Annotated in this window: 15 protein-coding genes; 5 read left to right on the top strand and 10 right to left on the bottom strand. The window is 43.8% G+C overall.

Annotated features, from left to right (window positions below):
• Window positions 1–3: 3 nt before the first annotated feature.
• Genes rpiB through FLA_RS28330 form a run of 6 tightly spaced genes read right to left on the bottom strand, consistent with a single transcriptional unit; the run spans window position 4 to window position 4,670 of the window.
• Entirely contained in the window at window positions 4–459 is a 456-nt protein-coding gene (gene rpiB / locus FLA_RS28355; RefSeq protein ID WP_076376701.1) for a ribose 5-phosphate isomerase B, read from the bottom strand.
• A 45-nt stretch (window positions 460–504) separates the two neighbouring features.
• Entirely contained in the window at window positions 505–1,362 is an 858-nt protein-coding gene (gene tatC / locus FLA_RS28350) for a twin-arginine translocase subunit TatC (RefSeq protein ID WP_076376699.1), read from the bottom strand.
• Between the two features lie 33 nt (window positions 1,363–1,395).
• Complete coding sequence (locus FLA_RS28345) at window positions 1,396–2,661, bottom strand: hemolysin family protein (protein ID WP_084206054.1); 1,266 nt, start codon at window positions 2,659–2,661, stop codon at window positions 1,396–1,398.
• A 30-nt stretch (window positions 2,662–2,691) separates the two neighbouring features.
• Window positions 2,692–3,261: an LPS export ABC transporter periplasmic protein LptC gene (gene lptC / locus FLA_RS28340; protein ID WP_076376695.1), complete on the bottom strand. Its 570-nt coding sequence runs from the start codon at window positions 3,259–3,261 to the stop codon at window positions 2,692–2,694.
• Window positions 3,258–3,992, bottom strand: a complete 735-nt coding sequence (locus tag FLA_RS28335; RefSeq protein WP_076376693.1) for a type III pantothenate kinase — start codon at window positions 3,990–3,992, stop codon at window positions 3,258–3,260. Before FLA_RS28335 ends, lptC begins: the two co-directional genes overlap by 4 nt.
• Window positions 3,993–4,007: 15 nt before the next feature.
• Window positions 4,008–4,670: an LON peptidase substrate-binding domain-containing protein gene (locus FLA_RS28330; RefSeq protein WP_231940346.1), complete on the bottom strand. Its 663-nt coding sequence runs from the start codon at window positions 4,668–4,670 to the stop codon at window positions 4,008–4,010.
• Window positions 4,671–4,761: 91 nt separating this feature from the next.
• On the opposite strand from FLA_RS28330, the gene FLA_RS28325 reads away from it, so the two are divergent.
• Both FLA_RS28325 and FLA_RS28320 read left to right on the top strand, forming a co-directional pair.
• Complete coding sequence (locus tag FLA_RS28325; protein ID WP_084206053.1) at window positions 4,762–5,832, top strand: glycosyltransferase family 4 protein; 1,071 nt, start codon at window positions 4,762–4,764, stop codon at window positions 5,830–5,832.
• An 8-nt stretch (window positions 5,833–5,840) separates the two neighbouring features.
• Window positions 5,841–6,773 (top strand): glycosyltransferase family 2 protein, encoded by a 933-nt coding sequence (locus FLA_RS28320; RefSeq protein ID WP_076376689.1) that lies wholly within the window; start codon window positions 5,841–5,843, stop codon window positions 6,771–6,773.
• 26 nt (window positions 6,774–6,799) lie between these two features.
• Here FLA_RS28320 and FLA_RS28315 read toward each other — a convergent pair whose 3' ends face one another.
• Window positions 6,800–7,681, bottom strand: coding sequence for a lysophospholipid acyltransferase family protein (locus FLA_RS28315; protein ID WP_076376687.1), 882 nt, complete (start codon window positions 7,679–7,681; stop codon window positions 6,800–6,802).
• A 126-nt stretch (window positions 7,682–7,807) separates the two neighbouring features.
• On the opposite strand from FLA_RS28315, the gene FLA_RS28310 reads away from it, so the two are divergent.
• Complete coding sequence (locus FLA_RS28310; RefSeq protein WP_076376685.1) at window positions 7,808–8,671, top strand: glycosyltransferase family protein; 864 nt, start codon at window positions 7,808–7,810, stop codon at window positions 8,669–8,671.
• A gap of 90 nt (window positions 8,672–8,761) precedes the next feature.
• Window positions 8,762–9,193, top strand: coding sequence for a P-loop NTPase family protein (locus FLA_RS28305; protein ID WP_076376683.1), 432 nt, complete (start codon window positions 8,762–8,764; stop codon window positions 9,191–9,193).
• Here the strand turns inward: FLA_RS28305 and FLA_RS28300 are convergent.
• Together FLA_RS28300 and typA are read right to left on the bottom strand one after the other, a co-directional pair.
• Window positions 9,183–9,404 carry a hypothetical protein gene (locus FLA_RS28300; protein WP_076376681.1) on the bottom strand — a complete coding sequence of 74 codons (222 nt, stop codon included), beginning with the start codon at window positions 9,402–9,404 and terminating at the stop codon, window positions 9,183–9,185. The genes FLA_RS28305 and FLA_RS28300 overlap by 11 nt on opposite strands.
• A gap of 97 nt (window positions 9,405–9,501) precedes the next feature.
• Window positions 9,502–11,313: a translational GTPase TypA gene (gene typA / locus FLA_RS28295; RefSeq protein WP_076377394.1), complete on the bottom strand. Its 1,812-nt coding sequence runs from the start codon at window positions 11,311–11,313 to the stop codon at window positions 9,502–9,504.
• A gap of 282 nt (window positions 11,314–11,595) precedes the next feature.
• Between typA and FLA_RS28290 the strand changes: the two genes are divergently transcribed.
• Window positions 11,596–11,862, top strand: coding sequence for a helix-turn-helix domain-containing protein (locus FLA_RS28290; protein WP_076376679.1), 267 nt, complete (start codon window positions 11,596–11,598; stop codon window positions 11,860–11,862).
• Here FLA_RS28290 and FLA_RS28285 read toward each other — a convergent pair.
• On the bottom strand, window positions 11,859–12,899 hold the full coding sequence (locus FLA_RS28285) for a PorP/SprF family type IX secretion system membrane protein (protein WP_076376677.1): 1,041 nt from the start codon (window positions 12,897–12,899) through the stop codon (window positions 11,859–11,861). The two genes, FLA_RS28290 and FLA_RS28285, sit on opposite strands and share 4 nt — an antisense overlap.
• Window positions 12,900–12,902: the final 3 nt, after the last annotated feature.

The following is a 12,902-nucleotide window of genomic DNA, read 5'->3' as shown; positions in this document are numbered from 1 at the left end:
TTATTAATGGCACGCTATTTTATTCACCCTGTCTGCATGGCGACCACCTTCAAAAGCCGTGTTCATAAAAGTGGTGAGCAGGTCTAATGCCAGCGGCAATGCAATAAAGCGTGCTGGCATGCAAATGATGTTAGCGTTGTTATGTAAACGAATCAGTTTGGCTACTTCATTGTCCCACGCTAAACCTGCTCTTACGCCCTGGTGCTTGTTGGCAGTGATAGCCACTCCATTTGCCGAGCCGCAATAGAGAATACCGAAAGCGGCTTCTCCATTTTCTACCGCAGCAGAAACCGGATGCGCAAAGTCGGGGTAATCCACCGAGCTGGTGGAATAGGTTCCCATATCTTTTACAGCTATTCCTTTTTCGGTAAGCCACTGAATGGTGGCTTGTTTGTATTCAAAACCAGCATGGTCGCTACCAATAGCTACAGGCTTAGACAAGTCAAACGTGTTACTCATTTATAGAAGTATAAAAAATTAAATACAGTATTTCAAATTACGCCATTAGCTCCATTCTTCCTTCTCTTTTTTCTGCTCGTCTTTATACACACGGCTGGATACTAATACACCCAATTCGTATAAAGTGAAAAGAGGAATGAACACCAATGTCTGGCTTACCCAATCAGGACTTGGGGTAATAAATGCGGCTACTACCAGAATTACTATAATGGCATATTTACGGGTACGCCTTAAAAAGGCGGGAGTTACCAGGCCAATTTTAGTAAGCACAAAGGCCAGTACCGGCAATTCAAACGCCAGGCCACAGCCTATTAAAATATTGGTGAGGTTATCCAGGTAATCGGCCAATGTAGGGCGCGCTACCATCAGGTTAATATCGCTGATTTCAAAACTGGATAAAAAGTTAAAGGTAAAAGGCGCCAGGATAAAATAGCCAAAGGCTATACCGGTAAAAAAGAAGAACGAAACCCAGAAAATAGCAAAGCGGGTATTTTTCAACTCCTTTTCTTTTAAAGCCGGCCTTACAAAACGCCAGAACTCCCAGAAGATGTAAGGGAACGACAACAGAAAACCACCTACAAAGGCAATGGTAAAACTGCTTAAAAACTGGCCGCCAAACGTGGTGGTTTGCATTTCCACCTTTACCGGGGGCAAACACAATGCTTCGCCCAGATGCGCCCAGTGACTAAACTCGCAAAAAGCAGTATAGCTCCAGAAACTAGGATTAATAGGACCAGCTATCACATTGTCAAACACCCATTTGATGTTCAGAAATATGATAACGGCCAGTACTAAAATAACGATCACACAACGTATAATGTGCCACCTTAATGCTTCCAGGTGATCAACAAAAGACATTTCCGCTTTACTATCATCGCCTCCTCTGGTAAATAAACTTGCCATGTAATAGTCTAATAGAAGTTAAGGATGGCGAAGTTAACGTAATACTTTCATCTTCACCGTTTCAATACGCGTATCGCTGACTTCCTTAATTTCAAATTCGTAATGATCTAAAATAATGCGTTCGTTGCGGGTAGGAATGCCTTTATGTGCATTGATAATGTAGCCCGATAAGGTTTCCGAATCGTTTTCAGGAAAACTGAGGTCATATTTCTCGGCCAGGTGGTCTAACGTTAACCGGCCCGATAATTCATATTCATGCTCAGAAAGCTGCTGTTCGTCGGTTTCTTCCGTATCGTATTCGTCTTTAATATCGCCGAACAGTTTTTCCAGCACATCTTCCATGGTAACAATGCCTGCCGTACCTCCAAATTCATCTACCACCCAGGCTATCGTTTTTCTTTCTTTGGAAAATTTACTGATGAGGTCTGGCGCGCTCATGCTTTCCGGCACCACAGGTATGGGTAGTAATACCGCCTGTATGTCTTTCGGCTTTTTAAACAGGTCAAGCTGGTGTATATACCCCATAATATTGTCAATATTATCCTGATATACGACCATTTTGCTCAGCTTGGTTTCTATAAAATGCTGTCTCACTTCTTCAATGGTAGCGCTCATGTCAATACCATCTATTTCGGTACGTGGCACCAGGCACTGGCGAATTTTAACCGAAGGCAGGGATAAAGCGTTTTCTATTAAATCGGTAGTGCTTTCTACATTATCATCATCTACCTCGCGGCTTTGCTGCAAAAAATTCTCCAGGTCTACTTTAGCAAAGGCTTCTGATTTTTCTTTTACACGGATGTTAAAAATGTTTTCCAGTACCCAGCTGGAAGTGGCTACCAGGAAGGTTGCCAGCGGATGAAACAGGTTGTAAAAAAGGTTGGCTACCGGGGCAAAGAAAATAAGCACCGAATCATTTCTTCTTCTGAACACTGCCCTGGGCAAAAATTCGCTCACCACCAATGCCAGCAATGTGGCCAGCAATGAGTTCACCAGCAACTTTACCCATGGGTTGTTAATATGCACATGCAGCAGGTACCATACACTGCTGCTTACCCATATACTGAATAAGATACCATATAAAACCAGGCAAATAATATAACCGATCAGGCAGGTGCTGATGAAGGTGGCCGGATTATCCATAAAGCGCGATAAAATAATACCGCTGCGGTGTCCCTGCTTTTTCTTTAGCTCAATGTTCAGCCGGTTGGCGCTGTTAAATGCGAGTTCTATACCAGTAAAAAATCCGGCCAGCACCAGCGAACCCAACAGGCATAATAACGTTTGCATGTTCGACATATCCCGAAAATAACGATAAACTACGGAAAATTAAGGCCCTGCCAGGGTGGAATCTTCCACCTTCAGGCGGCCCGAAGCCTGAAATAAAGTCCAGTCTTTAAAATTTTGATCAGCCTCCATACCAAACTGGCCAAAGAGTCTTTGCTCTGGCTGCAGAATGCTTACTGGCTTATCAGTATAAAATTTCTGGCGGTTCTGATCCCACCATAATTCTTCTGTGCGCAGGGTGTCGTGTTTCAGTATGTTAATTACAATCACACTGTCTTTCAGCAACACCTTTCTGTCTCTTTCCAGATAGGTGCCATATTTAGCAAACAAAATACTTTCCACCTTCAGGCTATCTGTAAAAAAGTCTACATGCAGCGTATTGGGGAAAACAATGCGGGTAGTATCAGTTAAATACCGCAGCATAATGGGCGCTTTCAGCCGGGCCTTGGTTTTACTGTCCTGGCTTAAATAGCTCTCAATTTGCTTACCTTCTTCCACACCTGTTTTTTTCTGGCCCAATGCGCGTACCTCCTGCAGGTTGTTTTCGCAACCAACAAGCACCGCCATAGCCAGCAGCACAGGAAGTAAGGGTTTGTGTATTAAACGGCTCATACTAATTCAGCATTATGTTGGCTTATTGCATACAATCCTTTGTATAGCAGGTAAGGCTCTGCAAGAATATTGTTTTTCAGGTGAGGCAGGAAAAAATTCATATCACCACCGGTTAGCAATACGTTAAAGTCTGTGTACTTCTCTTTATACAGATCAATCATTCCGTCAATTTCCTTGCTCATCCCCAGAATTACGCCACTCAGCATGTTGGTACGGGTGTCGTAACCTATCAACGGAAAATTCCAGTCGGGCTTTACCAGTGGCAGTTTAGCCGTAAACTCGTGCATGGCCCTGAAACGCATTTCCAGACCAGGCGATATGCTGCCACCCAAAAATTCGCTGAACTTATTTACAAAGTTAAACGTGATGCAGCTGCCCAGCCCTATTACCAGGTTGTGCTGGTTGGGGAACATGTGCACAGCACCTACTACCAGCGCCAGCCTGTCGGCCCCGATAGTTTCCGGCTTGCCTACCGGCGAATTCACCGGTATTTTGCTGGAATAAGTTAATTTATGAAAGCGGGTATGTGCTGCCAGCACGCCCTCAATAGCTTCGTCGTGGTGGATAACAGAAGCCAGGATGCTTAACGTGGGTTTATATTGCTGTATCAGCCCTTCAATGGTGGCTACAGTTCCATCAGCCAGTACCACCAGGTCTTTCAGTTGTTCTCCTTCAAAAATGGCACATTTAAGCCGTGTATTGCCAAAATCGAAGCATAACGTTGTTTCCATATACAAATAACTGCTTTACAAATCCAGATTAAAGCCCTTCAATTCTTTAAAGTGGCCATTTAATTGAATTCTTGTTTTCAGGTTTTCCATCCCACCCACAATAGGAATCACTTTTGCCAGGTGCCTTTTAATATATTCCAGCCGCTGATCCTCGCTCAGCAACTGCAAAAATTCGTACTCTTCCTCTAGCGATAAGCCGGTATGATGTGCAATATCGTAACTCAACAGCTCTTTATCAGGCTTGTTAAAATCTTTCGATACATGCAACAGGTTATGCAGGTGGTGTACCGACTCCATTATCTTGGCCATCCGGTACTTGTTTTGCGTAATATCATTATCTGGATGGTTAACAATAGCACCGCTGTATAGTTTATCCGGCACCCTTTGTACTACCTCTAGTATTCTAAACACACTTTCACCACGGGTTTTAATATCCATCCGTCCATCTTCATACACTTTGGTAACCTCGGTAATATTTACCAGGGTACCCATTTCCAGCATTTCATTGTTTAGCACCGTAGGTATGCCAAAAGGCTTACCCTCGGTATAACATTCGTGTACCAGTTGCTTATACTGCTCTTCAAAAATGTGCAAATTCAGGCTTTCCCCCGGAAACACTACTATGCCCAAAGGAAATATTCTTACAAAATTGGTCATGGCGTTATCATCAATTATCACAGAAACCAGCTACGAAGCTATCATTTATTATTTATTACAAAAGATTTCGGTTCTTTGAGCCGTTTAAAACCATTGACTCTTAACCAGTACGATGCCAGATAATATTATCATAGATGCAGAACGGATGAAATATCCTCATACCGGATTGTATCACTTTTGTTTGCACCTGGGCAAGACCCTGCTGCAACAGCAACCAGCCAATGCCGCCACTCCGGCATTTTATGTTCCACCCGGTGCAGTAAACCTGTTTGGCACCAACACGCCCTACCGTTTACAGCATTCCCTGCATAAATTCTGGCTTCCATTTGCCAATCAGTATGCTATCTGGCACAGCACTTTCCAGGGAACCAATTATTTTCCTGCTGGCAGTAAGGCTAAAATTGTGCTTACCGTGCACGATCTCAACTTTTTACACGAAGGTAAAAGCCCCGCCAAAGAGCAGAAATACCTCAAAGCCGTGCAACGTAAAATTGACAGGGCCGATGCGGTGGTAGCTATTTCGCAGTTCACCAAAAAAGAGCTGGAAACACATATACAATTGAAGCAGAAAGAGGTGCATGTTATTTATAACGGCTGCAACATCAATACCGAAGTAGTAGCCGAAAAACCGGCTACTGTACCCCATACGCCATTCATTTTTACCATAGGCACCATTGCTGCTAAAAAGAACTTTCACGTACTGCCCCGCATGCTGGTAAACAACCAGTTATCGTTGGTGATAGCAGGCATTAACCAAAGCCCCGAATATCGTCAGAAAATACTGGACGAAGCAGCACAGTATGGTGTAGGTGACCGTGTGTTTTTACCCGGCGCCGTAACTGAAAGTGAAAAGTACTGGTACCTGCAAAACTGTGCAGCCTTTACACTGCCTTCCCTGGCAGAAGGTTTTGGATTGCCTATTATAGAAGCCATGCACTTTGGTAAACCATTGCTACTATCTACCTACACTTCTGTTCCGGAAATAGGTGGCGATCTGGCTTCTTATTTTCATTCGTACGAAGCAGCCGACATGTCGGCTCTGGCACTCCACACTATTGAGGCCCATGCTGCTAATGCAGAACAGCATGCGCAGCAACTGTTCGAAAGATCACAGTTGTTTCAATGGAAAAATGCGGCCGACCAATACTGGCAGTTATACCAGCAATTACTCAATAAAAAATAATATCTAACATGCAGCCCCTGGTGTCTATTATAGTATGTACTTACAACGGTGCCGATTTTGTTGCAGCGCAAATACAGTCCCTGTTACAACAAACCTATGCACCGCTGGAGATTATTATAGCCGATGATGCTTCTACCGATAACACCCGCGCAATACTCAACACTTTTGCAGGCGACAGCAGGGTGCAACTGATATATAACGATACTAATAAAGGATATACCAAAAATTTTGAACAGGCTGCGCTACAGGCAAAAGGCGATTACCTGGCCTTTTGCGATCAGGACGATATATGGTTGCCCGAAAAAGTGGAGAAGCTGGTACAACAAATAGTACAAACAGGCGTGTTGCTGAGTTACTCCGACAGCTTGCTGGTGAACGAACAGGCGCAAAGTATGAACAAACAGTTATCGCATATGTACCGCATGTACAGCGGTAGCGATACCCGTGGCTTTGTATTCAGCAATGTGGTGTGGGGGCATGCTATGCTGGTAAATAAACAGCTGCTGCAAAAAGCGTTTCCCATCCCTACGCCTATACCACACGATATATGGCTGGCAGTAGTGGCGGCAGCCAACAGCGGCATTGCCTATGTAAACGAGCCATTAACTTTATACAGGCAACATAGCAAAACGGTTACTCAAACCATTATGCCTAAAAACGTAGCTTCCCGTAAGGCAGATAAACGCTTCCGCGATTTTCAAAAGCAACTGAACTGGATGAAGGCTATTGCGGCAGTAGAACAAACCCGCAACACCTATACTGATTTTTACAGCAACCTGGTAAGCCTGTTTGCGAAAAAAGCAGAAGGCCGCTTTGTATGGCCTTTATTCCGCTTTTTACTCAAACACCAGCATGCACTGTTTCAATTTACCAATAAAAGTGGCCTTAGCCGTTTTGTAGAAATAAGAAAACTCAGCCGGGGCGAGAAAGGAAGTGCCTAAGCCTGTAAGCATAAAAAAAGCACCTGTTATATAACCAGGTGCCCATGTCTTTGCTCGTCGTAAACCTTCTTCCATCTGCGGTGACTCCACAAATAGTTTTCGGGCTGTTCGCGAATACGGTCTTCAATATAATGTGCCAGCGCTTTTGTTATTTCACCATCCGGCAACTCCTTTGGCGTGGTAGTATATAACTTAATAGAAGCCTGGTAATAACCACGTTTTACTTTCTGTATACTGCCCATCAATACCGCAGCATTGCTTAAGCGTGATCCTTTTTCCGGACCGGTAACAAAAGGCGTCATCTTTCCAAAAAAAGGCAGCCAGTAGCTATGGTCTGCCGCACCTGCGCTTTGGTCAGCTACCAGTATTAAACAATGTTGCTTACGCAAATAAGGCAATATCTCTTTACGATAATTGGTAGCTGCAATTAAGCCGCCGCCAAAGCGCATACGTAAATGCCGGAACAACCTTTCCATTACCTGGTTTTTAATAGGCATGTACACCACCAGTTGCTGAAAAGGGTTGTGAATGCTAAAGGCGATATTTGCCACCTCCCAGTTAAAAAAATGCGCCAGGTGTATCTGCGCTTTCTGGCCGGTTTTAAACGCTTCATGCAAAGCGCTGTAATCGACCTTAAACCGCTTGTCTACTTCTTTAGCAGATATAGAAAACAGCTTAATTGCTTCAATAAAATTATCTGTGAAATTTCTATAGAATTTTTTAGAAATGCGGGTAAGCTCTTCCGCTGATTTTTCCGGAAAAGCGGTGCGCAGGTTTTCCATCACCACATCGCGCCTGTACCGGATTACATAGTATAATAAGAACGCAGCAAAGTCACTAAAGAGGTAAAGGACCCGGAATGGTAACAGCGAAAAAAGATATAAAATACCAAAAACTATATAATACATAGCCAACAATAATTAGTAAAGGTACGGTTAAGTGGGCATTACAGCCCGGTTCAATAGTTAAAATAACTGCCGCCCTTAAATTGTTTTATTCAAAAAGTAAATATTTTTGAAACAATCCAGTAAATAGTGAAAGTAGCAGCCGTTGTAATATTGTATAAACCTGATGCACAGGTAATTCCTAATATCCAGTCATTTGAGCCATATGTAGATGTATTGTATGTATACGACAATACAGGTTCTCGCACGCCTACCTTTAACGTATCTGAGTTACCCGCCAAAGCACGTTACATCAACGATGGTAGTAATGAAGGTATTGCCAAAAGAATTAATATGGCTGCGGAAACTGCGCGTGCCGAAGGTTTTGAATGGTTGTTGACGATGGACCAGGACACCTTTTTTTCGCAGGAAAGCATTACATACTACATGAACTGCTTTCAAAACTACGCCGGTAAAGAACAGGTAGCGGTGTTTGGCACTGCCTATGGCAGGGAACCTAAAGCATCGGAGCCCACCTGTGCACCACAGCCGGTAGAGGTAATTATCACCTCCGCCTCACTCATTAACCTAGCACTGTTGCCTGTAATAGGCCGGTTTGACGAAAACCTGTTTATTGACCTGGTAGATTATGACTATTGCCTGCGCGCAGCAGCACAGCATTACGCTATCATTCAATTCAACAATATTCATGTAGTACATCACATAGGCACTATGGTAAACAGGGCCTCTATCAAAACCCTGTACCTGGTTAAAAAGCGCAAGCAAATTCATACACCGTTGCGCTGTTACTATATGTACAGGAACATGCTGTATATAGAGCAAAAATTTGCCGGCATTAACCCGGGTTATGCTGCACGTATTCGCGCTTTTGTAACAGATTATGTAAAAACCAATATGCTGTATGGCCGCAACAGCCGTCAGCTGAAACAATACATACAGGAAGCCAAAGCCGATTTTGCCAGTAACCGTATGGGCAAAAAAGCACAGGCATAAAATAGCATTATGAGCGCATTACAGCCATTAGTACATTCCATTCAACAAGGCACATCAGAAGCCTGTCGCGGTTAATTACACTGGTTTAAAATGAGCTGCCTGGTTATTACACTGGAAGGAGGAGATGACATTCAAACCATGAAAGCAGGCTTAATGGAAATAGCCAATGTGTTTGTGGTAAATAAAGCCGCCCGCCCGGGAGCAGACCTGTTTACCCGCAACCTGGTAGCCGCCTTACAGTTTTACGAAAAACACCATAATCAGAACATTCCTGTTATCAAAACCATTGCCACCAGTAAGGAAGGGACGGCCAACCTGGCAAAAGCCATTGACCAACACCAGCAACAGGTAAACGGCAGTTTCTACAAAAACGCCCTGCTGGCCGAGAGAGCCTATACATTAATAGGAAAACAACGCATGCGGGACATAAGCAAGGTACAACTGAAAGATGCCCGGGAAAAAGACAGTAACAACAGGGAGTTTAACCTGTACCGCTTTGTGCAGCAATATATTACTGACTAACCTGTTTTTCACGCTTCCACCAACGGAAACCAATAACGCCCATAATAGCCAGTGGCGCACTCATCAGGTATAAAATACCACCATTCAACCCCTTGGCAGGGCCTTCCCCTAACTGCATAGCAGTTTTAGTACAAATAGAACATTGTGCCTGTAAGGCCAAAGGCAACACTAATGTCAACGCCACCACTAAAAAAACAATGCCTCTTTTCATAAAACCAATGTTTTTACAAAGATAAAAGAAAAGCGGACAGGAGTTTAACACCCTGCCCGCTTTTATATATTACATAAGCATTGCTGCCTGTTGTAAATTATGCTTCTTCAGATTTCAGAGAACGTGATGCTTTTTTACGCTCTTCTTCGTCCAGTACGGTTTTACGCATACGGATGTTGTTAGGCGTAACTTCAATACACTCATCACTCTGGATATACTCCATACACTCTTCCAGTGTCATTAAAGTTTTAGGAGCAATGTTGGTAGCTGCATCACTACCGCTGGCGCGCATGTTGGTAAGCTTTTTACCTTCAATAGCGTTTACTACCAGATCTCCTGGCTTAATGTGCTCGGCAATGATCTGACCAGCGTATACTTCCTCTCCCGGATCAACAAAGAAAGTACCTCTGTCCTGTAATTTATCAATAGAGTAACCGGTTGTGTTACCTGTTTGTTTAGCCAGTAATACACCGTTGTTACGGCCAGGGATAGTACCTTTCCAGGGCTTATATTCGCTAAAGCGGTGTGCCATTACAGCTTCACCGGTGGTAGCAGTCAACATCTGCGTACGCAAACCGATTAAACCACGTGAAGGAATTTCAAACTCCAGGTGTTGCATATCACCTTTGGTTTCCATTACGTGCATTTCACCTTTACGACGGGTAACCAGGTCAATTACCTTGCTGGCAAATTCCTGTGGAACGTCTACTACCAGGTTCTCGTATGGTTCAGACTTTTTGCCGTCGATGGTTTTAACAATTACCTGGGGCTGACCTACAGTTAATTCATAACCTTCACGACGCATCGTTTCAATCAATACACCCAGGTGCAGGATACCACGACCATATACCAGGAAGGTATCACCGTTGTCAGTATCAACCACACGTAAAGCCAGGTTTTTCTCTGTTTCTTTCATCAGACGGTCACGCAGGTGACGGCTGGTAACAAACTTACCATCACGGCCGAAGAAAGGAGAGTTGTTGATGCTGAAAGTCATGTTCATGGTTGGCTCATCCACGCTGATAATTGGCAGCGCTTCCTGAACTTCTGAATCGGAGATGGTATCACCAATGTTGAAGTCTTCTAAACCTACCACAGCGCAAAGATCACCGGCAACTACTTCAGTTACCTTTCTTTTGCCCATGCCTTCAAATACATATAATTCACGAACCTTTTGCTTTTTAACAGTACCATCGGTCTGCATTAAAGCAATAGGCTGGTTTTCTTTAATAGTACCACGGGTTACTTTACCAATGGCAATACGGCCCAGGAACGAAGAGTAATCCAGGGAAGTGATCTGCATTTGCAGCGGACCTTCGTTGATTTTAGGAGCTGGTACGTACTTTAAGATGCCATCCATTAAAGGAATGATATCTTCACGCTGCTCTAATGTATCGTTGAACCAGCCGTTTTTACCGCTACCGTAGAAGGTAGGGAAGTTCAGCTGCTCTTCGGTAGCATCCAGGTTAAAGAACAGTTCAAACACAGCGTCATGTACTTCGTCAGGACGGCAGTTTGGCTTATCTACCTTGTTAATTACTACTATAGGCTTCAGGTTCAGCTGTAAAGCTTTCTGCAGCACGAAACGGGTTTGAGGCATAGGGCCTTCAAACGCATCCACCAGCAGAATTACACCGTCTGCCATTTTCAATACGCGCTCCACTTCACCACCAAAGTCGGCGTGACCGGGAGTGTCAATAACGTTTATTTTAACACCGTTATGGGTAACGGCTGCGTTTTTACTGAATATGGTAATACCACGTTCTCTTTCAAGGTCATTATTGTCCATGATCAGTTCACCGGTGTCCTGGTTGTCACGAAATACTTTCGTGGTGTGCAGAATACGGTCAACCAGCGTAGTTTTGCCGTGGTCAACGTGAGCAATAATGGCGATGTTTCTTATATCCATAAAATACAAATGTTGAATGGTTTTATAGTTGAAAGGAACCCCCATTCAACCTAATTTGGGCGCAAAGGTACAAAAAGTAACCGGCAGATAAAATGAAAACGGGATATTAGGAATTTTTCACCTAAAATTAATGGCAAACAAGCGAAGAGGCAAAGGTATTTACATAAGCAGCTACCCCGTTTTCGGGGCAAATCTCCTTAAAAATCAGTGGATATACATAAATTCGATATATATTCGATGGAATCTCATTCATCTTTTGAAAAAAACTAACGATTGCTTAACATGCCCAAACCAACGTATACCAGGCAAAATGTGGGCGCAGCCCTGCGCAAGGTGAGGATAGAGAAAGGTTTAAAGCAGGCTTACGTGGCCATGAAGGCCGGAACCAGCAAAGAATTAATCAGTAAAATGGAAAACGGCAAATGCGATTTCCGCATGTGCCGTTTGAATCAGTTGCTACAGATATACGATTGCACCCCTATCGATTTCTGGAATCTTTTCGACTATTCAGGCTTTTTTAACCTGGAGCCCTGGGTGATGGCAGATTAAAACCAAACGCATCGAACGCTGTTCGCTTCTTCCGAGCGGTGCGTAAACTTACATTTATACGTGGCGGTTAATTCAAAGCCGCCTTTCATATTACTGGCGGTTTTTAGCTTAGATACGTTTACATCGTAGCTTAAACCTACCGACCAGTCGAACATTTCCATTTTAATAACCGGAATCAACGCATCGTTCCAGCGATAATAACCCCCAAAATACAGGCTGAATACGTTTTCATCATCATAGTTCTGTATAAGGTCATTTCCATACAAAATACCCCCTAGAAACTGGCGGTTACCCCCTTGCATGAAATAATCGCCATATAAAACCACGCGGTTAAAATCAGAAGTAGGAATAGTAGCACCAGCATTAAAACCAAACTTCCTTTCCAGGTAAACGTTAGAGTTTTGTGTGTAAAACGCCACCTTAGGCCTGTTCAGGTGAAACAAACCTACACCTAAATAATAACGTCCTTTTTCGGCAAAACCGCTACTATACGTTAAACCGGTAGAGGCATCCCAATAATTAAAACCGGTACGGTCAAAAACCTGCGACGTAGGTGTGGTGGGGTCGTAAGTACCACCCTGGAATTGGTCGTCCAGTTTAAGCTTGGTAGGATCGAACTGGCTGTTCACAGGGCCGCCCATAAAGGCTAACGACAAATAATCATCTGAATTACCGCTTATCGATTTATGGTAGTTAATAACGGGTAAAATAGAAGTGCGCTTTAGTTTAATATCGCCCGCAACATCATAAGTAGCCTGTAAGCCTACTGTTATCCAGTCGTTCCAATCTTTCATCGGAAACTTCACCTCGGCACTCATAGCACCGGTTTGATAGGGTACAGTTACGCTTTGCCACTGGTTACGCCAGGCGCCGCTGATACGTAAATCGCCATTGAACACCCCTGCCAGCGCCGGGTTGCGCAACATAGGCAGTTCGTTAAACTGCGAAAACGTATAATCCTGCCCGTTTCCGGGCAGGGTTATTATGATTGTTGTAAGTAAACTTAGCAGCCATCGGGCAAACACCATCCTCCTCATAAC

The organism is Filimonas lacunae, from assembly GCF_002355595.1.
GTDB classification, from domain to species: Bacteria; Bacteroidota; Bacteroidia; order Chitinophagales; family Chitinophagaceae; genus Filimonas; species Filimonas lacunae.
Note: the sequence above shows the minus strand (reverse complement) of the source record. Positions and strands in the feature narration are given on the sequence as shown.